The following is a 23,768-nucleotide window of genomic DNA, read 5'->3' on the forward strand; positions in this document are numbered from 1 at the left end:
TTCGTCGATAAGTGTTTTTCTTTATAAGGGAGGTGAACAAGGAATGGGCAAATACGTACTTAAGTCATTACTACAGATCATTCCGGTGCTGTTCATTGTTTCATTAATTGTGTTCATTTTGGTTCGAGTTACCGGTGATCCGGTTGCGCTAATGTTGCCCGAAACGGCTACCGCTGAAGATCGTGCTGTCTTGACGCAGGCCCTCGGTTTGGACCAGCCTTTATATACGCAATACGTGAAGTTTCTGGGCAGTGCGTTACAGGGAGACTTTGGTCAGTCTTTTCGCTACAATCAGCCTGCATTAGAGCTTGTGCTGGAGAGATTGCCTGCGAGCTTTGAACTGGCGGTAGCCGCCATGTTCTTTGCCGTGCTGATGGCTGTGCCACTTGGTGTCATTTCAGCTGTCAAACGCAATACGTTTACCGATCTCATCATTTCCGGTATATCCGTCATTGGTAAGGCGATGCCAAACTTCTGGATGGGGATTATGCTTATCCTCTTGTTCTCCGTCATGCTGGGCGTATTGCCGGTCTCTGGTCGTGGTGGATTGTCACATCTGATCTTGCCGGCATTCACGCTTGGCGTTGGACTGGCCGCGCAGATGACCCGGCTGATTCGCTCCAGCATGCTGGAGATTCTGAACCAGGACTATATTCGAACAGCCCGTAGCAAAGGGCTAGGCCGGATGGTTGTCATTGTGAAACATGCGTTTCGGAATGGACTGATTCCGGTCGTAACGATTATGAGTTTGCAGTTTACAAGTCTGATCGGGGGAACCTTGATTACGGAAACGGTATTCTCCTGGCCTGGACTGGGTCAATTGCTGGTCGTTGCAGTCAACACACACGATATGGCGATCGTGCAGGCAGCAGTGTTTGTCATTGCGGTTATCGTTGTAGTAACTAACATCTTGACGGATGTAGCCTACAGGCTACTTGATCCGCGCATCAAATACGACTAGAAGGAGGTGCAATCATATGACAGGCAGCAATGAAATGCCAATTCCGGGTACAGAACAGGAACAAGACAATGGGCGTGCACCAACGGGATTTCGTTATATCTGGCAACAACTGATCATCAGCAAGACCGGAATGTTTGGTGCTGTGCTTGTATTGTTGGTTGTGTTAATTGCCATAGGTGCACCTCTATTAACGAGTCATGATCCGGCAGCGGTGAATCCGCTCAATCGACTTAAACCACCAGCATGGCTTGAGGGCGGAACGGCCGAATACTGGCTCGGTACGGATAATCTGGGTAGAGACATGTGGAGCCGAATTGTATATGGTGCTCGGGTTTCCTTGATCGTGGGTATGGGTGCAGTGATTGTGTCAGGAATCATTGGCGCCATTCTGGGGCTGGTATCCGGATTCTACGGGAAATGGGTAGACGCTGTAATCATGCGTGTAGGTGATGCATTCATGGCGATTCCAACCATTCTGTTCATGCTCGTTGTGATGGCGATTGTTGGCCCGGGTATTACGACACTGATCTTTGTCATCGGGGTGACGAACTGGGTTCCATTCACACGTGTGGTAAGAAGTGAGGTTCTTAGTATTAAAGAGCGTGATTTTGTTCATGCGGCCAGATCGATTGGCGCGAAGAATGGAAGATTGATTCTAAAACACATTCTGCCGAATATCCTTTCATCCTTTATCGTGATCTGCGGTATGAATGTGGGCACGACCATTATTATGGAAGCTTCACTCAGTTTCCTGGGTCTGGGTATCAAACCACCCGATGTATCCTGGGGAGGTATGCTCAGTGATGGCAGACAATACGTTGCAACAAGCTGGTGGGTCGCTACATTCCCGGGACTAGCCATTACATTTACCGTACTCGGTGTTATTTTCCTTGGAGATTGGCTGCGTGATGTGCTTGATCCACGTACGGAGACAACCCAAAAATAAACGGAGAAGGGAGCCATCATTATGAATCAAAGACCAATTATGCCGGAGGATCTGCTTCACTATCGTTGGATCAGTCAGCCGGTGATCAGTCCTAACGGACAAGTGGCTTATGTGGAACAGACCATAGATCAGGATAAAAACGAATATAACACACAAATTCGAGGAATTTCCCTCGATGGTGATGAAGATATAGCACTTTCGGATGGAACGAAGGATTCCTCACCTGCTTGGTCGCCGGATGGCACACAGCTCACATTTATTCGCTCAGTGGATGGTGGCAAAGGACTATGGACGCTCCATTCAGATCAAAAAGAGCCGGTCATGCTGATAGCTCCCGCACGTAAAATATTGAGTTATATCTGGTCACCAAACGGGAAGTACATTGCGTTTACCAGCAAAGTGCAACCGGAGGACCAACAGAAGAAAGCTGACGCCCAACAGGAGTCTGCACCTGTGCTGCGAGGTAAAGTCTTCGAGCGTACAACGCCGAAGGCGGAAGGGGCCGGCTGGTGGGATGGTCAATACAGCCATTTGTTTGTATATGAGATCAAGAGCGGGCAGATTACGCAGGTGACTTCCGGGCTATGGAATATTAGTGCTCCGGCATGGTCGCCAGATAGCCAGCACCTTTCCTTCATATCCAAGCAAGTGGAGGATGAGGAGCTTGATGCGGATCTGCTGTACTTTACGGATGTATACAGCATTCGATTGGGAGAGAGTGATCTCTTCAAAGTGACGGATTCCAGTCTGGCGATTAGCCAGTTTTCCTATTCACCCGATGGACAGCAGTTGATCCTGATCGCCAGTGATCGTGAATACGGAAGTGGGAGTCACAACAGATTATATGCAGTCCCCGTTCATCGAGGTGTACCCAGGTCAATCGCACCACAAGTAGATCTGCAGATTGGTAACGCAGCACTGGGAGATATGAAGTCGGCTGGTGCATCACCTTCTCCTATCTCGGATAACCATCATCCGGAACGTGGTGTATATGTACTCGGAACGCATAACGGGAATGTGGACGTGTATCGCATTCAAGAAGATGGGGCTTGTCAAGTGGTGACGGGCGCTGGTGAAAAGGATGTCTATCAGTATACCTTAACGCCGGATGGTACCTCGCTGGTTATCGCTGCATTGACTGCTGAACATCCTGGAGAGTTATATCGCGTGGATATCGCCAGTGGTGAAATGTTCAGACTCACCCGCCGAAATGATGAATTCTTGGCTGAATTAGCTGTTAATGTACCTGTACGTGTAGAGTTTAAGTCTTCCGATGGATGGCCGCTTCAAGGTTGGTTAGCTACACCGGCAGTACGTTCATCCAATGGCAAGCTGCCACTGATTTTGCAAATTCATGGTGGACCTCACGCGATGTATACGGGAACATTCAGTCATGAGATGCAGACACTCGCTGCACAAGGTTACGCTGTGCTGTGGATCAATCCTCGCGGAAGCATGGGATACGGTCAGGAGTTTGCCAGAGCATGCCGTGGTGACTTTGCCGGAGGCGATTACCGAGATCTGATGGAAGCTGTTGATTATGCCCTGGCTACATATGATTTCCTAGATGCATCACGTTTGGGTGTAGCAGGAGGCAGTTATGGTGGGGTGATGACCAACTGGATCGTAGCGCATACGCACCGTTTCAAAGCGGCTGTAACGCAGCGTTGCATCTCCAACTGGTTGTCCATGTATGGAACGAGCGATATCGGAATTTCCTATGTCCAGGGAGTGATTGGCGGTAATCCGACGGAAAATGCTGAATTCCTGTGGTCTCGCTCACCTCTTGCCCATGCACATCACATTGATACGCCACTTCTGATTATGCACGGAGAGCAGGATTATCGGACACCGATTGCGCAAGCGGAGGAATTATACACCACGCTAAAACGATACGGCAAAAAGACCAAACTGATTCGTTATCCAGGCTCCAACCACAGTTTACTCAAAAGTGGTAAACCTTCACTTCGGATCGATAGCTTCGAACAGGTGAATGCCTGGTTCAATAAGTATCTCGGCAATGAGGAGGGGGAGCAATGAGTCGCACTCAGCTGTCCATTCCTGTAGGGCTTCTTGTAGAGAATGTGCTGACAAGTGGGGTGCAGGGAGACGTGATTATTGAATGGTTACAACGTCGAGACTACTCCCAGTTGCTGCCTCTGGTTAAGGAACCCACGATGGATTTCGATGAAAGACTACAGACCGCAGCTGACATCGGAGACGATTGGGAAAAAGCGATACGTCACGGTTATGAGTTCAAGTTTCTGCATATTAACGGGTTGAAACGATTGCTCGATTTCCGGTTTGATCGTAAGGTGGATCGGGATTATGTTCAAGATGAACTGTCACTGAAGCATATTCGTCTGACCGCACAAGAGATTGAATTGCTGCAATCGTTAATTGGCAGACAATGGCTCGTGCAAGTAGAAGAAACAGAGGCAGCAGAAGAAGGTAGAACAGAGGGCGCATCATCCTCCCACCTTCCTGTCCATATTCAATTAAAATTCCCATAATAGACCAGCAGAAGCCGCGATGATTGCGGCTTTTTTGGTATGTACAGGTAGAAATGTGGACTACTGAATTCAAAAGTTGAAATCGGACTTCGTATGATTTATATTTATATTAAATGATATTATTATCTATCAAAAATACAGGAGTAAAAAGGGGGGACCTAGGATGTCCATTCAAAATGTTCTGGGAAAAATTCAAATATCGGATGATGTGATCTCCAAAATTGTCGGCAAGATCGCGAATACCACGAGTGAGATTTCCTCCATGTCGACAGGGCTTGTAGAAGGCATCACCAAAAAGTGGAGCGGCAAAAGTCTGCAAAATGGCATTGCCATCCGCAAGGTAGAATCCAGATTGGAGATTAACTTAAAGGTTGTCGTTCGATATGGAACGAAAGTGCATGAAGTTTGCAGGGAATTACAAAACAATGTGAGAGTGCATGTGGAACAACTAACCGGATTAACCATTGATACGGTGAACGTGATCGTTGAGGGGATATCCCTTAACCAACCTGATGCGAGGTTCTAGTCCAAGTTCAGCTACCTAGAGGAGTGACAGCGATGAATAAGATTTCCATTATAAAAGCCAGTCCACAATCCTTAGTCGGCGGGCAATTAAATCAGATGGCACTTGAATATATGGCATATTCGCTTGCAGGTACCAAGGATAAAGGCATAATAGAAAAAACATTTAACAAGTTATGGCGTTCGAATCAGAACCGATTCAGTTACCAATACGCTTATGAAGCCAAAATGGGTAACCAAACGTTAGGTATGATCATGTGTTATCCGACTACTATAATGAACAAACTCGCTTTGCCAACGTTCTCCAAGCTGTTTGAACTTCGTAAATGGAGCCTGATCAAGTATAATCTTCAACATTGGAAAGAGTTCTACTCTATGGTGACATTGAAAGAAGCAGAGAACGACGAGTACCATATCGGAACATTGGCTACATTGCCTGAAAGCAGGGGGCTTGGCGTGGGGACGCAGCTCATTCAATTTGCTGAACAACAAGCTGTAGAACAAGGTCTGTCCAAATCTTCGCTCACGGTTAAAAAGGAAAATGCACGGGCTATCCAACTGTATGAACGTTTGGGATACCAAAGAGTTGGGGAAATCAATAAACCTGCGCTATCGCTGTACCGGATGTCCAAAATACTGGTGTAGTGCTTTCTAATACGAATAGATGAGCACTGGCTGGAAGAGCCATATACATAAGCCCACGCCGTGATCGTGTAATGGTGTGGGCTTCTTTGCAGTCATTTATCGTCAAAACGTGTTGAGATTCGCAAAATAGGCGATGACATAATCACGAAAGTTCTGGGCAGTGCGAGATAGATAACGTCCCTCTACCCAGGCAAGATAGAACGTTAGTTGACAATCAGTACCATCAATATGAAGGTAGGAGAGCGTATCGTCTTCTCTCTGCGAAGCTGCGGGAGCAAAGGCGATTCCCAAACCGGCCTGCACGAGACCTGCAATGGCAGCAGGTTCATCTCCTTCACATATGATATGTGGAAGAAAACCAGCTTGTCTGCAATACATATCCGTTATTTCTCGAAATGAATATCCTTGTTTGAGGGATATGAAGTCTTCATTAACTAGTTCTGCAAGTGAAATCCGGTCGCGTCCAGCAAGCGGATGCGTTGGCGGAACGGTAAGCAAGATTTCTTCCGTGATTAGAGGGATATGCGTAATATCCGCACGATCAATGCACTGGGAGGTCAGGAAGAAATCAATTTCGGACTGTTCAAGTAGTTGCAGTTTTTCTTTTTCGGTTGAAGCTTGTGTGATCTTGAAATTCACATCCGGATGTTGCGTGAGGTAGGCAGATAATAATTTCGTTAAACGGTTTAATGTGGTTGTAGCCAGTGAGATTCTACCTTGTTCGTAACCGGCTAACTCCATGGCTTCTCGTTTTCCTTCTTCCAGATTAGCCAAAGACTGATTGACCCGCTTCAAATAGGCTTTACCACAAGCGTTCAAACGAATCTGTCTGCCGACACGATCGAACAAGGGAACCCCCACTTCATCCTCCAGACGGGAAATGATCATACTTAGTGCGGGTTGGGCCATATGCAGTTCATGAGCAGCCTGCGTCATGTGCTCGGTGCGAGCTACGGTTTGAAAATATTTCAAATGGGCGATATCCATGATTGATCCACCTTTTATTGATAATGATTTTATTATTATATTATACGAATATATATATTTTTTCTAATGACGAAACTGAATTATACTTGGAGCATTCTCAATACGGAGGCTCTACAATGACACGACTAACAACTCATTCCACGATCGAACCTAATGCCACCCCTCATTCCGATAAGCTTATTCGAAAAATTGCATGGGTGGTTGCACTTGGTGTGCTACTGAACCCATTGAATTCATCGATGATTGCTGTGGCGCTCATGAGGATCGGAACAGAATTTCAGGTGAATCTCGCAACAGTGACCTGGTTGCTATCCGGTTTCTATCTGGCAGGAGCCATCGGACCTTCACTTGCGGGCAAGCTCTCGGACCTCTTTGGAGCGAAACGAATCTTTCTGAGTGGACTGTCGCTTGTTCTGCTCAGTAGTGTGGTGGCCGTATGGGCACCAAATTTTGGCATGCTTTTGGCCATGCGTATTATTCAGGCTTTGGGTAGTGCTGTTGCATTCCCTGCGGGCATGTCCATGTTGCGAGCTGCTGCCACACAGCAGGGTGGGAAGGATGATCCCAATCGAATTGCTTCAGCTCTGGCGCTGGTTTCGATCATGGCTAATGTCATGGCTGCATTCGGTCCCACACTTGGGGGAATTCTGGTCGGCTCGATCGGTTGGCAATCGATCTTCTGGATAAACATCCCGATCACCTTGGCAACGCTGTGGATTGCTCGTGCATGGCTGCCTAAAGACCAAGTTGCGCAAGAGGCAACGATTGCGAACGGAACAGTAGCTGCACCTGTTTGGAAACGTATGGACATCCCGGGTATCGGAATGTTTGTCCTCATGCTGACAACGCTGATGCTGTTCCTGCTGTCTTTGTCGGACGGCATGTCCTGGTGGCTGCTCATCGTTTCCCTGATTACAGGCGTAGTGCTTGTATGGTGGGAAAAGCGTGCAACAAGTCCGTTTATGAATATTCAGATGATTACTTCTAATCGGCGACTCCGGTTTGTCTACGTTCAATATATCGGAGTTAATATTGTTTTCTATTCGTTGTTCTTCTGCATTCCGCTATGGTTAGACCAAGTGAAGGGATACGATCCCAAAACAACCGGCTTGCTCATGCTTCCTCTGGCAGGGTTAGGTGTGATCATGACTTCAGTCGCGGTCAAGTGCAATAAACGTTTTGGTTATCGCACCACCATCATCGTGGGGAACCTTCTATTGGTTGCAAGTACACTACTGTTATTGCTACTTGGTAAAAATAGCTCCATGTTATTGATTCTGGTCGTAAATGCCGTACTGGGTATTCCCAATGGTTTCAACAACATGGGTCTGCAAACAGCGCTGTATGATGTGACATCGCCGGAAGAGACCGGGGCGGCTTCAGGATTGTACGTTACGTTCCGTTCGATTGGCAGTATCTTGTCCACGAGTTTACTGGGCATAACCTTCGGTGGTGCCATCCGCTCTGAAGGGCTGCATACCATTGCCCTGATCACTGCGGGTCTGGCTATTCTATTACTGATAGGTAGCATTTCAAGAGTAAAGTCAAAGGTCTAAATACGGAAAATTTCTAGGGAATATAGTGTAGGAAAAAGGCGCTTTATGCGTCTTTTCTTTGTATTTCAGAGATTTTCTTTAAAAAAAGTAACTTGACTTTTGAGGGTGTTTAAGCAGGTACTTGACAGGGGTGTGGTATAGTATAAAAAGTTCTTTTAATGAAGGAAGACGGGATAAATAAACAAGATGGGGTGTACGTGGTGTATCAATATAAGGATCAGGAATATGAAGCAGTACATTTTGAGGGACGCGATCTGAGATATGGTGAACTGATAAGCTGTGTTTTCAAACAGTGTACATTCATGAATGCTTCTATGGAAGAAATCGAAACCAGTAACTGCCGTTTTATCGAGTGTGACTTCAAAGGGGCTTCAATGAATGGTTCGATTCATACGGAATCAGCTTTTGAAAACTGCACTTTTGGTGGTGCGAATCTCTTTGCTTCCAAATTCAGCTCTTGCAAGATGACAGGCTCGGATTTCTCGGGTGCGCAAATGGATGGCATTACACTAAGTCACGGTGATTGGTCTTATACGAATCTGAGACATACCCGATTAGGTAAACAGGATTTGCGAGGAATTCGTTTCTTTGAAGCTGACTTTACGGACACGGATTTCACCAAAGCGGATTTGAGAGACTGTGACCTTACCAGAGTCGTATTGAGCAGAGCCAAGCTGCAAGGAGCCGATCTCAGAGGGGCCAATCTGGAGGGGATCGATCTGAAATCACTGGATATCAAAGGTGTACGTTTGGATCGCGAACAAGCTGTTCTGTTTGTACGCTCGTATGGTGCGAAAGTAGATTGAGTTGAACATACTGAGCAGGAAGCCGCCCTTAAGGCGGCTTTTTTGACTTTAAAGCTTTCCGATTCAAGAAAATAGGCAGGAATAAAAGATATAAACAAGAAGTAGTTAACATAAGTTTCAAATAAAAGGAGGTCACCATGACCGTCACATTAATTATTTTTGTTGCTGTTATTGTCTTTGGGCTTACAACAGGCACGATCACTACGATTATGGTATTTAAACTACTACGTAGCAATAAAGAGAAACATCACCTGTGCAAGAGCATTCTGATGGATGGAATTCCAGCAGAAGCAATAATTCATGATATTGTACAGACTTCATCCAGTAGGGATGGAAGGCCGGGCGTGCGATTGGATTTAACTGTAACCCAAGTTGACGGTCGCACCTTTCCAACAATTGTAGAGACTTATATCCCGATCACACATATTCCCCACTTCCAGAAAGGAAATGTCATTAACGTAAGATACATTGCGATGGGGAATGAACGAAAAGTTGAGGTTGAGGATGCCTATGTTCCGTAAAGTGTACGCATTGGAGGCCTGTTATCAGGCATATCAAAGACCATTACCTGAAACAACTCAGGTAGTGGTTTTTGATATTATTTTCAATTGAAAATGGTAACAAGCGGTTTAAGTTATCAACAGTCAGTAGTTAATCCTCTTCTTTTGACATATTTCTAACGATCAGAAAAATAGCAAATATACCTAATAAAATAATAATTCCATTGGTTATTGGAAACCACATAACCGAATTCACCTCCACTTTTTGAGATGCAATATGTTTAGGTTTAACCTTCCGCAGTTTTATTTTTAGCTCGTTTCAACCGCACGGCAACCCAGCTCATGATCAGAGCAGCAATAATCAGAAATACGGTCACACCTGCAATGACGACAAAGAAAGATTGGTCAAATGCAGCAAAGGCGGCATTTTTGAGCGATTCAGCAGACGCGGCAGGCAAGCTTTCGGCAGCAATAAGCGCTTCATCCAGACTGTCCTTCGCATTGGCTGGCACACGAATCCCCGCAGGAATCTTCATAGCGAGCGTGTAGAAAAGGGTAGACATGCTTCCGATGATGGCAATACCGGATGCTCCACCCAGCTCATAACCTACTTCCTCAATGGAAGCGGCCATACCCGCTTTATGAGGTGGGGCATAACTCATAATAGAATGCGATGCAGCAGTCATCCCTGAGCCAAGACCTGCACCAAGCAATGCCAAACCGAGAATCTGCCCGGTAAACCCTGCATTGAAATACATCAGGTACGTCCCCATGCCAAGAGCGGCGATGAAGAGGGAGAAGCTTTTGATATATACAACATCCACACGGTGCATAATGGCCCCCGTAACAGGTCCGGCAATGAGTGCTGCAACAGGTATGGATACGGTGAATAGTCCAGCTTGAAGCGGTGACATGCCTTCCACCAGCTGAAGCCGCTGAGTGACCATATATTGCACACCCATTTGTGCAAACAAGCCAACGAGTGCGGTGATAAAACCGGTGCTGAATCTTGGGATTTTGAACAAGGACAGATCCAGAAGCGGGTTGGGACTGTTATTCTGACGGCGAATAAAGATGATCAGGGAAAGAACACCGATCACAGCAGCAATGATAGCGAGTGTGAGAGATCCTTCACGTCTTGTGAATTCCTTAATGGAATAGATAATTCCGACCATGGCAATCATGATCTGAATGGAACTGGTGAAGTCCCACTTTTTCGACGCATCCCCTTGATGTTTAGGAATCATTTTCAAAGCGAATACAAACGCGATAATGGCTATGGGCAGGTTAATCAGAAACACAGAGCCCCACCAGAAATGTTGAAGAAGCAGTCCGCCGACAATCGGTCCCAGTCCTGCACCACCGGATGCAATGGAACCCCATATGCCGATCGCGAGTGCGAGTTCTCGTTCATTCGTAAACGTAACTCTGATGATCGACAATGTCGCTGGCATCATCATGGATGCGCCTACGGCAAGAAGAATTCTGCTCATGACCAGCACAGCCGGTACTGGAGAAAAGGCAGCAGCAAGGGAAGCGGCAGAAAAGACCAGCAAGCCCAGGGTGAATATTTTTTTGTGACCAAGACGGTCTCCGAGCGTTCCCATTGCAGGCAGCAAACCCGCCATGACAAGGGAGTAACCGTTCAGAATCCATAATTTCTCCGAAGCTGATGCACCGAGATCATGGGTCAAGCTGGGTAAAGCCGTGTACAGGATGGTCATATCCATCACAATGAGTAATAGTGCACTTGAGACAATAACAAGAATCATCCAACGTTTGAATTTTGACATGTTTCCCTCCGACGATATGAATAACTTACAATTCCAGACTAAACTATCGGGTAACCCTATAGTCAAACTTTTCTTTACACACTATAATGCATCTATATTGATAAAACTTAGACCACATATGTACATGGAGGGCCCAAAGATGGCTGGACATCACGCACAACACTTTACCACCAGTGAATTTGCCAAGGTCTGCGGAGTGACCAAACATACCCTGTTTCATTATGACGAGATTGGGCTGTTAAAGCCTGAATATACCAATGACAAGGGCTACCGCTATTATGGTGTCCAACAAACGTATGTGCTGGATGTCATACATGTGCTGAAGAAGGCCGGAAGCTCACTCCAGGAGATCAAGTCATTTATTCAAAATCAGAATACGCCATTGTTAATTGAGCTGTTTGAACAGAAATTAAAGGCACTTGAGCTGGAGCAACAACGAATCAAACGTATGCAAAAGCTGTTAAGTGGTGCCATTGAAATGACGAAACAAGCCACGGATGCTTCGCATGAAGGACTGAATATTGAACAATGTGAGCTGGAGTATTTTATTGCTGTTCAACTGGAGCAAGGGGATGGGGATAAGGAATTCTCCCGTAAGTTCATTGAATATCGAAGTCATTGTGATGAAAAGATGATCGATTATGAGTTTCCGGTATGGACAATCTTACGTCAGGAGCACTTTGAGGCAGGAGAATACTATCCGGATTACTTTGGCAACAAAATAAAAGCTCCCATTTCAGGGGAAACGATATGGATTAAGCCTAAAGGGATGTATGCCGTCATGAATCATCGAGGTTCATACGAAAGCATGCCAGAGACGTATTCCATCATGAAAGAGGATATAAAAAGAGAAGGAGTGCAAGTCTGCGGACATGTATATGCACTGGATCTGCTCAGTTATTTTGCAGAAAGTAATCCCGATGAGTACATCATCAAGATTTATGTAGAGGTGTGTAAGGCTGATATTTCAGTGGAGTGAAGGGGAAGCGGAAAGACGTTGAGGTGATTGAGGTAGCCGTATCTTGACCAGTGAATATATTCCATGTTAAGTTTTCTGTATTAAATTTTGAGCGTTCAAAGGGGGATAGAGTCATGACTGAATTAGAGGTTGTAGATGTTTATGTGGACCTGTCAACGAACATGAACAGTGGCATGGTTCACAATATTACTAATCAGAATCCGACACTTTATCCCGTCTATGCATAGATCTACTTGGCGCTGAATGTTATATCGTCAGGTTTCTTTATCGTATAAGCGATCTAAATTCTGATTATGTTCAAATATTAAAGTGAGGGAATCCATGCCATGTTCGATGGTGAAATCCCGTCAATTTACTTTTATATTTCACATAAAAAGGATGATTCGTATGTCTTTAATCAATGTTACCAACCTGACCTTTGCCTATGAAGGCAGTTACGATAATATATTTGAAAATGTTAGCTTCCAGTTGGACTCCGATTGGAAATTGGGTTTTACCGGAAGGAACGGCAGAGGCAAAACGACCTTTCTCAATCTGTTACTTGGTAAATATGAATATAGCGGACAGATCTCGGCGAATGTTAGCTTTGAATACTTTCCTTTCCAGGTAGAGAATAAGGGAGCCATGACCGTTGATGTCATCGGCGAGATTCATCCTGAATATCTGCACTGGCAAGTTGTGCGCGAGTTTAACCTGCTAAAAGTGTCAGAAGATGTGTTGTATCGGCCTTTCGATACGTTATCCAACGGAGAACAAACAAAGGTGATGCTGGCTGCTTTGTTCCTGAAGTATAATCGATTTCTGCTCATTGATGAACCTACCAATCATCTTGACCTTCATGCAAGACAAATCGTCAGTAATTATCTTGGCAGCAAGAGTGGGTTTATTCTGGTATCTCACGATCGGGCGTTTCTGGATCACAGCGTGGACCATATCCTTTCCATCAATAAGAGTAACATCGAGATTCAGAAAGGGAATTTCTCCGCTTGGTGGGAAAATAAAAGAAGGCAAGATCAGTTTGAACTTGCGAGTAATGAGAAATTAATAAAGGATATCAAGCGTTTATCCGATTCAGCCAAACGGACCGGTGGATGGTCGCATGAAGTTGAAAAAACCAAAAATGGTACGAGAAATTCCGGCTCCAAGGTGGATAAAGGATATATTGGGCACAAGGCTGCCAAAATGATGAAACGTTCCAAAAATATCGAACAAAGGCAGCAATCTGCGATTCAAGAGAAATCCAAACTTCTAAAAAATATCGAGAGTGCAGAACGTTTACAGATTCATCAGCTGGATTTTCACAAGCAGGAACTTGTTGAATTGGAACATGTGTCGATATCATACGGCTCCAATACGGTGTGTAAGGATGTCAGTATCACGGTTGAAAAAGGGGATCGTATTGCCCTGTATGGTAAAAATGGATCCGGCAAATCAAGCATTCTTAAACTGATCTGTGGTGAAGATATCCCTTATACAGGTCTTTTCCGAAAGGATCATCAGCTTAAAATCTCGTATGTGTCGCAGGACACGTCCGATCTCGGAGGGCATTTATCTGAGTATGCGGCCACGCAGGGGATTGATGAAAGCCTGTTTAAATCGATACTGCGAAAGTTGGATCTTTCCAGACTGCAATTGGAGAAAGATATCTCAACGTTTAGCGCAGGTCAAAAAAAGAAAGTGCTCATTGCCAAAAGTCTGAGTGAGAAAGCTCATCTGCATATTTGGGATGAACCACTCAACTTTGTAGATGTCATTTCACGTATGCAGATCGAAGACTTACTCTTGGAATACTCGCCAACCCTGCTTTTTGTAGAGCATGATCGTGAATTTTGTACAAATATTGCAACCAGAATTATCGAACTGTAAGTAACGTGAAAGATAACCATGCTAAGAGCCGCCAAATGGCGGCTTTTAGTTTTACTTGTGAGGAAGTATGCTATAATTTTATAGTCTAATCCAATCATATGATGGATGACCAGATCAATTGTAGACTAATTCGCCAAGAGGTGTACTACCATGAAAAAGGAAATGACAACAATTAAACAAACCAGGCTTCATTCCATTTTGGACGAGGCCACCAAATTGCTGATTGAAAAACCGAATGCTTCCATGAATGAAATTGCAGAATCTGCAAAAATCGGAATCGCTACGTTACATCGATATGTGGAAAGTCGCGAACAGCTTATGGTATATCTGGGATTACGCGCAATCGAGGTGGTCAGTGAGACCATGAAAGAAATCCAACTGGATGAGGAGCACTGTGAAAAGTACATACCCGAACTGATTGAAGCGCTGATTCCATTAGGCGACAAAATTTATTTTTTGGCTCATGACACCACTATTAACTATAATCCCGAGATTGAGGGAGCCGATCTGAAACTGAGAGAACCGGTACTGCATGCGGTCGGTCTGTTACAACAGAAAGGTTATTTCCGCTCCGATCTTGATAAAACCTGGATTGTCGATGTGCTGTATTCCATCATGTTCCTGACGTGGCAGCAGGTTGTAAGTGGTCATATCGCGAGAAAAGCAGCCCCTGCGCTTGTGGTAGATACGTTTTATCATGGATTTAAGCAGAGGTGAAAATAGTGAGACTAACTCAACAGCATCACCTCGTTACTCGATGACCAAATGACTTCATAAAGTCGCTAATTTGGTATTATCCCCTTTTAGTAGACAAGAGAAAAAAGACATCTGTTAAGATGGACTTAATCTTGTCAAACGAAAGGGATTTTTTTCATGGCTAAAAAAGGACAAACTTTCCGGCGGTACTCCTTGGAATTGAAATTGGAGGCGGCCCGGCTGGTCAACGAGGAACATATGAGCATACGTGAAGTAGCGACACGTTTAAATATTCAAAATAAATCTCAGGTACAAGTGTGGGCAGCAAAAGCGAAACAGGGAATGAGTCTAGAACCTGCTCCATCCAAACGGGGACGCCTTAGAACCAAGTTTTCTAGTATGGAAGAAGAGATGGCATACTTGCGGGCGGAGATTGAATACTTAAAAAAGCAGTATCCAAATCTACACAAGGAGTGACGAGTAAAGATGCCAGATTTCAAATTATAGAGGATCTACGAGCACACCATCGCCTGGTTTGGCTCTTGAAGTTAGCTGCGGTTTCTCGTTCGGGCTATTACAAGTGGAGAAAAAGCAGACAGGCGACAAGCGAACGTAGACAAAAGGATCATGAATTGGAATCGCATCTGCTTGCCATCCATCGCGTTCATCCCTACTTTGGTTACCTTCGAATGACGGTAGCTTTACGGAGAGAAGGCCTTCGGGTCAACCACAAAAAGGTGTACCGATTAATGAAACAATTAGGCATCTGCTCTGTCATTCGAAAGAAACGTCGATTCTTTGGAAAACAAGTTTCTGTGGTGAACCCGAATCGGCTAGAGCGCCAGTTTCAGGCGGATACGCCACGAACGAAGCTGGTTACCGACATTACCTATATTCGTGCTGGAGAACATTTTGTGTACCTCTCTGTCGTTCAGGATTTATACAATAACGAAATTGTAGCGTGGCATCTTTCTGAACGAAATGACCTCGCTTTGGTCCATGACACGTTGGATAGACTCTGTCAGCATGTGGATCTGAGTGGCGTAATTCTGCACTCGGACCAAGGATTTCAATATACCTCAAAGCCATTTAACCGTAAACTGAAACAACTCGGCATCCTAGGCAGTCACTCCAGGCGTGGGAATTGTTTAGATAATGCCTGTATCGAGTCGTTCTTTTCTCATTTGAAGACTGAGAAAATTTATTTGAATACAGCGGCAAACAAAGTAGAGGTTGAACAGCAAGTAAGCGAATACATATTGTTTTACAACCAAAACCGATTTCAGAAAAAACTAAACGACCGTTCCCCAGTAGAATACCGGGAAACGGCCGCAGCTTAAATCTTGTCTTTTTTGTATTGTCTACTTGACAGGGTTATGACCAATTTAGCGGCTTTTTTGCTGTTTTACCTGTTTCAAGCGGAGATATTGAACTAACCTATTCTAGTTATCTGAGAATGTGGCAAAACCGATTATAAACAAAATGAACGATTACATAATATTATTTGTCTTATTAATGAAAACACGGCGAAGGGGGGGCTATAGAATGACTGACAGAGAAATTTTTGAATTGTACAAAGAGCAAGTGTATTACTTCTGTTATTATCTGATGAAAAATCAAGCAGATGCTGAGGACATTTGCCAAGAAGTATTTGTCAAAGTTATTTTGGCTGACAGAACTAAGGTAAGGAACATGAAATCATGGATATTGCGAATTGCTTCAAATGAGTGTCATAGCGTTATGAGAAGACGTAAATCTGGATGGATGAAAGAAGTGCGCCATTTTTTGTTGTCCAAATCCCGGAGTTATAACCCTGTTGAAGAGGGAGTGTACCAAAGGGAGACAAAAGAAGAACTACAAGGGTTATATAGCGGGCTTCCTGACAAGATCAGGACGGTTGTTGTCCTTCGATTTATTAATGATATGACTGTACCTGAGATCTCTAAAGTTATGAATATACCGGAAGGGACTGCAAAATCCAGATTAAACAAAGGGTTGAAACTTCTCAATAAAATGGTTGAACCTCAACTAAAGGAGCTGAGTAATAATGAATCAGTATTCTAATTCTAATAAGGAAAAAAATATATCTCATCCGGATTATGACTTGATGTGGACAACCATTGAAAAAGAAGCACATAAACGACGAGTCAATCTGAAATCTTCACAAAAGCCTACTGGATATCGAGCTAAAACAGTTCCTATAAGCATCATTTTTACTTTTTTCTTACTTGTTGCTATTCCTGTATTCGCCAGTATGACGATTGATTGGGATCGAATCGGAGGCCGGGGCGTCGCAAGCGCAATAAATAATGGTATCGGTCAGCAATATGATCTTCAGTCCGCTAGTTCAGGTGTGACCATGAATTTAAGCGGTGTTGTAACAGATGGAGAAAAAATGAAGATGCTGATATCTCTTGACACATCAATCGATCTCTCTCCATATAGTGAATTTGCGACTGAGGAAAATACTATAATAGGAGAATCCGATGCGAGAGCGAACGTATATGGTTATTTGGGGCACGATCCTGATAGTCAGAAACTCATTGGGATCTATGAAACAGCTGATACTTTAAAGGGTGGTACCAAAGAGTTTACATTCGAAGCAAAGAATCTTATTCTTTATCGGGATAGGGATATTTTCCTGAAATCTAATCAACATACTGGAGAATCAATAGTTACTGGCGTTTCACAGTTTCCGGCGATTCATATTGAATCGGTTAGACATGCAGATAATCAAACGGTCATCCGTTATAAAGTCGAGGTAGTATCATCAGATTTGGAAAGCGTCAATCCTCGCTTGAGAGTTGATACCGGGGCCCAGGTTGTAGATGCTATTCCGACCATCTTGCCTAACGAAGAAAAAGGATTGTTGATTGAACAGGTATTTGATATATCGGAAGCGGATTGGGCGAATGCGAACCTTCATTTCAATTATGTTGAAGCAGCAAAACGATTGACAGGTACTTGGAAATTCGATTTTGTCGCAAATGGGAAAAAAGCAAGTGAGTCTATTTACACTAAAAAATTGTATACCAATCCTGAATTCCAAGAAAAAACAGGAGTTACTTTAGATCAACTCAAAATAAGCCCCTTGGATCTCCAGATTCTAATCGATGAAGAGGGTTCGCTTAAAAAAGGTATTATTCATTACAATACTGCCCAGTTAGTTATAGGCGATAATACAATAACTGGGGGAAAAACTTTGATAGGAGACGATCGCGGCGGTTATCAGCATTTATTCCAATTTGAATCCCCTGTGTGGTATCAAAACTGGTCTAATGTTCCAATGAAACTCATCTTAAAAGATGCCGTTGTTGAGAAACGAGATACCACTAAAAACTGGATTCATTTAAATGAACCCAAGAAACAAAAGCAGTACACCAAACTCACTGTCGATGGACTTGAAATACAATTCTCTTATTATAGGGATGGGGAGAATTTAATTGTAGAGTCATATTCCAAAACACCTAGTTTCAGAGGTGTGAACCAAACTACGTTACGTATTAACGGCAAAGAAGTGGTACCTGAAGTTACACCTAAGGGCATGGTATCTTCAGGCAATTACATTGATACCTACAAAGGTATTCCACTTGACGCAAGGATTGAACTAAATCCTGGTATATATAAATATAGCGATCCACACCGGAACGTAGAAGTTAAACTATAAGGTAAATTTATTTAAAAAGTCAGGCTAGAACGTTCAATTGAATACGGATATAATTGCGAACACCCAAAAAAAGTCGAATGTATCGTTAGATACACAGACTCTTTGAGGGTGTTTTTTTGCGTTCACAACAGCGTTTCTCAGTGCGTAAGCTTCCAAGACTTGATTTTCTCACATATTCAAATATTAATAGAGTTCAGAATTTAAGATTTTCAGTTTACAAAAAATGATATAAATTTCTAGTAGATTCAAATCATTACCAAATAAAGACAAAATATTCAAACGAGGAGGCCGGACAGAAATACCTGCAATTGTGCAGTTCGAATCAGCTCAAGTACTCATTCCATCAACCCAAATCAGGAGGGATTCCATGCTTTACACCATTATTGTGCCAGTCAACCAGGACTATAACATTTTGAACCTGTTCACAGATTCGTTGCTCCGGACGGTAAGTCCATCCACTCAGATTATTTTCATTAACGATGGTTCCGGCTCAGCAGTCTTTCAACATCTGGATAAACTGAAGCAAGACGTAAGAGAAGGTGTGACCATCGAGATTCTTCAGCATGATTTCCCACTCGGTTGCGCCGTGTCGATTAATAGTGCACTCAGTCTAGCCAAGGGAGAGTACATTTTCTTCCTGGATTCCGACACCATTCTTCAACCGAACTGGCAACCAATGATGAAAGAGACACTGGATAGCGATATTACGATCGGCATGATTGGAGGCGTTCTGTTGTATCCGCAAACCGGAGGCGTGCAGCACTGCGGCATTGCTTTTGCGGACACCATCGGCCGACACCTGTTCCTGAACGCATCCCCTGATGATATCCCGAAAGAAACCTTCTCTGTTCAACTGGTGGTGTTCGCCATGTTCGGCATGAAGCGGGAGGTCTACGAGACCATTGGCAACCTCGATGAGAAGTTCTTTAACGGATACGAGGATTTTGATTATCAGATGCGGGCACGAGCTGCCGGATACGATACGGTCATTAACCCGAATATTCAGGCATATCACTGGGAACGCAGCAGCGGGATTCACCGCAACTTCAACCGCAAGAACAATCTGGCACGCTTCTGGAAAAAGTGGGGCGGTCAAATCGAAGCTGATGTGTGGCCTTTCGTTTTCAGTCATCTAAAAGCACAGCTTAAAAGCCAAGAGGAATACCAGCATCTGCCGATTGTCGGCATTGACCTTGCCGAGGTTCGCAGTGATGCAGATACATTCTGGACCAAGCTGGAGGAAGCTGACTTTGCACCGGTTGCCGAAGTACGTGACTATTCCAACCGCTTCAATTCCAACGGAGCCATCTGGCTGCCGCAGGTACTGGGTAAGGAACTGATTCATAGTGAGAACCGATTGCTGTTTTTGGTGGACAATTTCGCCCGTTTGCTGGAGAACCGCTACTGGATTGAGATGAGACATGCTCATCGAGCCAAAGATCTGATCATCGATCTGTATGGCAATGTGATCACGATGGATCGCATATACGATGGATGCTGGCCTGGAACCAAAGTTCGGTAATTCACTCACAACGAAAATAAACAGGGAGGTACTCAAGGTGAACGAAAAAGAGAGCACGCTCGATCGTGCCGTACGATTTACCCGCAATCTGGAGTGGTTGGAACAAGTCGAAAAGGTAATTCCGAGCGGATGCAGCACTTTAGCCAAAGCACCTGAACGTTTATTTCCGGGGCATACCCCCGTATGTTGTGCAGAGGCTTACAATTCCCGATTCACAGATATCGACGGCAATGAATGGCTGGATTGCGAAATGGCCATGGGTACGGCATCATGGGGCCATGCCAGACATGAAGTTCAATTAACTGTTATTCACCAGTTGAAAAAAGGGACAAGCTTTTCGGTTCCGGCTGACATCGAGCTTGAATGTGCGGAGTTAATTCTGGAGCGGTTCGAGGGTCGGTATCCGTCGCTGCGCTTCACCAAGAGTGGTGCCGATGCAGTGAGTGGAGCTGTACGTCTAGCCCGTGCTGCAAGTGGCAAAAGCAAGGTTATTGCGACGGCTTATCACGGGTGGCATGATTGGTCCGCCTATGGGTATTATGGTGGGCAAACGAAAGAACGTGGTATCCCGGTGGATATCGAGCGTTCAACGATCTGGATCAACAAACCTACTGCGGAGCGAATTGAGGCCCAGATTACCTCATCTCCCGAGGATATTGCATGTATTGTTCTGTGTCCCAACGAGTGGAAAAGGGACGCGCTGGAGGAAGTCGTAACCCTATGCCGATCTTTGGACATCATTATCATTTTCGATGAGGTGACTTCCGGTATTCGAATGGGTAAACAGGCTACAGCAGGAGAATATGACATCTGGCCTGATCTGCTCTGTATCTCCAAAGGTATGGCAAACGGTTTACCGCTCGCAGCGGTGATGGGGCCCCAGCATCTGATGTCCTTGTCAGGACAGGTCCGATTCAGCAATGCCCATTCCAGCGAAACAACAGCGCTTGCGGCAGCCATCGCCTGTGAACGGTTAATGAAGAATGCGAAAGTATGGCCGACCTGGCGTGATCCGGCAAACCGGATCATGGATCGTCTGGAATCTGAACTTGTGTTACTCGGATTAACGGATCAATTGGAAGTGAAGGGGACGTATGCAAGCTTCTGCATTCAATCCCTGGCCGAGGATAACTTCCAAACGGACCCTTTCCGCGAGTTCATGGTGAAGAGAATGGCTCACTTCGGCATCTTCACCAAAGGTTACTTTATTTTCTCGGATGCCCATACACGGGAAGAATTGCTGTGGGTCGAGGAAGCGCTGTTACAGATCCTGTCAGACTGGAAAGAGATTCAGAAGCAGGAACATCTTCATGCGATGCAACTTTCGAAAACGTTTGAAGCTTAATCCATAGATCATAATCGATAATCGACTAGGAGGAATTATTCAATGAAAGCACTCGTATATCAGGATCTCAAACAGGTGACTTACCAGGAGATTGAGGAGCCAACCATTCAAAAGCCGAATCAAGTTAAGATTAAAATCTATGGTTCAGGTATCTGCGGGACAGATCTGAATATTGTCAAAGGCAAAGTGCCTGCAAATAAAGGAACGATCATTGGTCATGAAGGCGTAGGCACAGTGGTTGAGGTGGGCGACGAAGTTCGTGGTTTCAAGATCGGTGATCGGGTATTGGTTGATCCCACGCAATCATGCGGGACCTGCTCATACTGCCGCGAAGGTCTGTTCATCTACTGCGAGAATTTTGATGACTATCAAGTAGGGATGACGACACACGGAACCTTTGCTGAATATTTTGTTGGGGACGAAAAGTATATCTATGCCATCCCGGATTCAATGAGTTGGGAAACGGCCATGATGATTGAACCACTGGGGTGTGTGCTTCAGACGTTCATGAAAGCAGGGACTAAGCCAAGTGACTCTGTACTGGTCCTCGGTTCTGGTGCAATCGGTTCCCTGTGTCAGCTTGTGAGCAAACGATTAGCAAGGCTTACGGTAGGCACGGAAGTGGATCCATACCGCAAAGAGTTCGCTTCAGGGATCGCGGATCATGTGTTCTATCCTCAGGATCTGACACTGGATAAAGTATACGAGATCAATAATAACAAAAAGTTTGATATTGTAGTGGACGCGGTTGGTAACCAGCTTCATGTGGGATTTGAGATGATTGCCAAAGGCGGCAAAATTATTCCTATGGGATATGACGACAGTTATGAAGTGACGTTCAAATCAACAGCCGTAATTAATGATGGCATTAGTATCATTGGCGCAGTGGCTAACCACTCGATGATCAGTACGGCACTGAAATTTGCCCAAAGCATTCCGGAACTGGAGCAGATGGTGACAGCCAAGGAACTGCTGAGCGATTATGAGCAGGCCTTTAATGGAACGATTGGTTATGACATGAATTCTGGAGAGAAGTTACCGATGAATTCGGTCAAAACAGCTCTTATCCTATAAGAGGTACGATAAGCATGTAGACATTAGCGCGTTTGCCGCTGCGAAAAGTTGGAATTCGCAGCGGTGAAAACCGCAGAAGGAAGGGATATCGATTGAAATTGCTTCAAGATTTGCCGAAGAATCCACGCTACTCCATTTTACTCGAACCGGTATGGGCCATTCCGGGCACGATTGTTCTCTTCTATGCTCCTTTATATATGAAGGAAGCCGGACTTTCGGACATTGAAATCGGTTTAATCAATTCGGTGAATCTTTATTTTGCCTTTATCTTTCAATTGTTTGCGGGTTCCATTACGAATAAGCTGGGACGCAAACGAACAACGCTGATCTTTGATTTGCTTGCCTGGAGTGTTCCCATGTTTATCTGGGCTTTCTCCCAGAACTTCTGGCTGTTTCTAATCGCCTACTTGCTGAACGCAACATCAAAGTTTGTAACGGTCGCCTTTAACTGTCTGATCATAGAGGATGTGGAGGAACACAAACGATCGAAGGTTTTTGCCATTCTCAACATGATTATTACAGGGGCTGGGGTACTCACGCCAATTGCCGGAGTTGTCATTGCTGATTATGGTATTGTGCCTACACTCGCCAGCATTTACTTTGTCGGGGGCATTCTGATGACGGCCATGTTCTTCGTTCGTAACCGATACACGGATGAGACCGAGGTCGGCAAGGAACTTATGGGGTTGCATAGCAAAACCCGTGTGTTTCAGAGCTTGGGTTCCAGCCTGCGCCTGTTCGGCAAATCGTTCTACAAACGGAGACTGTTCCCGATCATTTTGATTACCGTGTTGTCCAATCTGATTTTACAGCTGAATTTCTTCCAGGTCATTTTCTTCAAGGAACAGTTGAAGTTTGATGACCGTGTCATTTCGTTTATCCCAGTAGTGACTGCGGTAACCGTCATGTTGCTCTATCTGGTCATCATTCCGCGACTGAAACGGCGTTCGGAAGAAAAGTATGTTGGTTTTTCCATCGTGCTTAGTACGGCCGGGGCCATCCTGTTTCTATTGATTCCTGTGGGGAATATAGGGATGTTGTTTCTCACGCTAATCGTGCTCGCTGCGGGTAACTTCATTCTGCAGACGTACCGGGATGCCCTGCTGATGAACCGATTGGGCACACATGAGAAAGCCGACATGTTCTCGGCCGTGCAGACGGTCATGACGCTAACAGCCATTCCATCCGGATATCTGACAGGTTTGCTCTACCATCACAATCCAACGCTGTTATTCAGCGTCATTCTTGGTCTATACGTCGTACTTATGGTCATCATGTTTTTCCTGCCCGATCCGCAAAAGCACTCCCAAGTGCTGGAACCTTACAAAAATATGTAGAAAAAGGGGTTTACTGTATTTGAAGCGAATATGTAGTACAGAAAAAAACTAGA

At 44.7% G+C, this 23,768-nt stretch carries 20 protein-coding genes and 1 pseudogene; 19 read left to right on the plus strand and 2 right to left on the minus strand.

The genetic code is table 11. The features are described from left to right. The first annotated feature begins 43 nt into the window (after nt 1-43). From NYE45_RS13450 to NYE45_RS13475, 6 genes are all read left to right on the plus strand, one after another. Nucleotides 44-961: an ABC transporter permease gene (locus NYE45_RS13450; protein WP_062834244.1), complete on the plus strand. Its 918-nt coding sequence runs from the start codon at nt 44-46 to the stop codon at nt 959-961. A gap of 16 nt (nt 962-977) precedes the next feature. Continuing rightward, nucleotides 978-1,907, plus strand: a complete 930-nt coding sequence (locus NYE45_RS13455) for an ABC transporter permease (protein ID WP_153028184.1) — start codon at nt 978-980, stop codon at nt 1,905-1,907. Between the two features lie 21 nt (nt 1,908-1,928). Continuing rightward, entirely contained in the window at nt 1,929-3,947 is a 2,019-nt protein-coding gene (locus NYE45_RS13460) for a S9 family peptidase (protein ID WP_340017008.1), read from the plus strand. Continuing rightward, nucleotides 3,944-4,420: a hypothetical protein gene (locus tag NYE45_RS13465; RefSeq protein ID WP_340017009.1), complete on the plus strand. Its 477-nt coding sequence runs from the start codon at nt 3,944-3,946 to the stop codon at nt 4,418-4,420. The genes NYE45_RS13460 and NYE45_RS13465 overlap by 4 nt, the downstream gene beginning before the upstream one ends. Nucleotides 4,421-4,583: 163 nt before the next feature. Further along, nucleotides 4,584-4,946: an Asp23/Gls24 family envelope stress response protein gene (locus tag NYE45_RS13470; RefSeq protein WP_145317680.1), complete on the plus strand. Its 363-nt coding sequence runs from the start codon at nt 4,584-4,586 to the stop codon at nt 4,944-4,946. Between the two features lie 32 nt (nt 4,947-4,978). After that, a complete protein-coding gene (locus tag NYE45_RS13475) occupies nt 4,979-5,587 on the plus strand; it encodes a GNAT family N-acetyltransferase (RefSeq protein WP_340017010.1) in 609 nt (202 codons plus the stop codon). A gap of 102 nt (nt 5,588-5,689) precedes the next feature. Here NYE45_RS13475 and NYE45_RS13480 read toward each other — a convergent pair whose 3' ends face one another. Then, the gene (locus NYE45_RS13480) at nt 5,690-6,574 is read right to left on the minus strand and encodes a LysR family transcriptional regulator (RefSeq protein WP_340017011.1); all 885 of its coding nucleotides are present in this window, start codon (nt 6,572-6,574) and stop codon (nt 5,690-5,692) included. Nucleotides 6,575-6,690: 116 nt separating this feature from the next. On the opposite strand from NYE45_RS13480, the gene NYE45_RS13485 reads away from it, so the two are divergent. The 3 genes from NYE45_RS13485 to NYE45_RS13495 all read left to right on the plus strand — a co-directional run bounded on the left by NYE45_RS13485 (nt 6,691) and on the right by NYE45_RS13495 (nt 9,457). Then, nucleotides 6,691-8,130, plus strand: coding sequence for an MFS transporter (locus tag NYE45_RS13485; RefSeq protein WP_340017012.1), 1,440 nt, complete (start codon nt 6,691-6,693; stop codon nt 8,128-8,130). A 200-nt stretch (nt 8,131-8,330) separates the two neighbouring features. Further along, entirely contained in the window at nt 8,331-8,936 is a 606-nt protein-coding gene (locus NYE45_RS13490) for a pentapeptide repeat-containing protein (protein ID WP_036608249.1), read from the plus strand. A 137-nt stretch (nt 8,937-9,073) separates the two neighbouring features. Further along, on the plus strand, nt 9,074-9,457 hold the full coding sequence (locus tag NYE45_RS13495; protein WP_340017013.1) for a hypothetical protein: 384 nt from the start codon (nt 9,074-9,076) through the stop codon (nt 9,455-9,457). A 266-nt stretch (nt 9,458-9,723) separates the two neighbouring features. On the opposite strand, the gene NYE45_RS13500 is transcribed toward NYE45_RS13495, so the two are convergent. Then, nucleotides 9,724-11,229, minus strand: coding sequence for an MFS transporter (locus NYE45_RS13500; protein WP_340017014.1), 1,506 nt, complete (start codon nt 11,227-11,229; stop codon nt 9,724-9,726). A 139-nt stretch (nt 11,230-11,368) separates the two neighbouring features. Here NYE45_RS13500 and NYE45_RS13505 point away from each other — a divergent pair, with 139 nt between their 5' ends. From NYE45_RS13505 to NYE45_RS13550, 10 genes and pseudogenes are all read left to right on the plus strand, one after another. After that, complete coding sequence (locus tag NYE45_RS13505) at nt 11,369-12,208, plus strand: MerR family transcriptional regulator (RefSeq protein WP_340017015.1); 840 nt, start codon at nt 11,369-11,371, stop codon at nt 12,206-12,208. Nucleotides 12,209-12,595: 387 nt separating this feature from the next. After that, nucleotides 12,596-14,074 carry an ABC-F type ribosomal protection protein gene (gene abc-f, locus NYE45_RS13510; protein WP_340017016.1) on the plus strand — a complete coding sequence of 493 codons (1,479 nt, stop codon included), beginning with the start codon at nt 12,596-12,598 and terminating at the stop codon, nt 14,072-14,074. Between the two features lie 150 nt (nt 14,075-14,224). Then, nucleotides 14,225-14,791: a helix-turn-helix domain-containing protein gene (locus NYE45_RS13515; protein ID WP_036608234.1), complete on the plus strand. Its 567-nt coding sequence runs from the start codon at nt 14,225-14,227 to the stop codon at nt 14,789-14,791. A 156-nt stretch (nt 14,792-14,947) separates the two neighbouring features. Continuing rightward, nucleotides 14,948-16,110: pseudogene (locus NYE45_RS13520) on the plus strand (IS3 family transposase). A gap of 205 nt (nt 16,111-16,315) precedes the next feature. After that, nucleotides 16,316-16,834, plus strand: a complete 519-nt coding sequence (locus NYE45_RS13525; RefSeq protein ID WP_340017017.1) for an RNA polymerase sigma factor — start codon at nt 16,316-16,318, stop codon at nt 16,832-16,834. After that, nucleotides 16,818-18,437: a DUF4179 domain-containing protein gene (locus NYE45_RS13530; protein WP_340017018.1), complete on the plus strand. Its 1,620-nt coding sequence runs from the start codon at nt 16,818-16,820 to the stop codon at nt 18,435-18,437. Before NYE45_RS13525 ends, NYE45_RS13530 begins: the two co-directional genes overlap by 17 nt. 367 nt (nt 18,438-18,804) lie before the next feature. Beyond that, a complete protein-coding gene (locus NYE45_RS13535) occupies nt 18,805-19,959 on the plus strand; it encodes a glycosyltransferase (RefSeq protein ID WP_340017019.1) in 1,155 nt (384 codons plus the stop codon). Nucleotides 19,960-19,996: 37 nt separating this feature from the next. Then, complete coding sequence (locus tag NYE45_RS13540; RefSeq protein ID WP_340017020.1) at nt 19,997-21,304, plus strand: aminotransferase class III-fold pyridoxal phosphate-dependent enzyme; 1,308 nt, start codon at nt 19,997-19,999, stop codon at nt 21,302-21,304. A gap of 42 nt (nt 21,305-21,346) precedes the next feature. Further along, complete coding sequence (locus tag NYE45_RS13545; protein WP_340017021.1) at nt 21,347-22,378, plus strand: alcohol dehydrogenase catalytic domain-containing protein; 1,032 nt, start codon at nt 21,347-21,349, stop codon at nt 22,376-22,378. A gap of 92 nt (nt 22,379-22,470) precedes the next feature. Next, nucleotides 22,471-23,715 (plus strand): MFS transporter, encoded by a 1,245-nt coding sequence (locus NYE45_RS13550; protein ID WP_340017022.1) that lies wholly within the window; start codon nt 22,471-22,473, stop codon nt 23,713-23,715. Nucleotides 23,716-23,768: the final 53 nt, after the last annotated feature.

Origin of the sequence: Paenibacillus sp. FSL K6-1318, assembly GCF_037976905.1 — a bacterium.
GTDB lineage: Bacteria > Bacillota > Bacilli > Paenibacillales > Paenibacillaceae > Paenibacillus > Paenibacillus amylolyticus_A.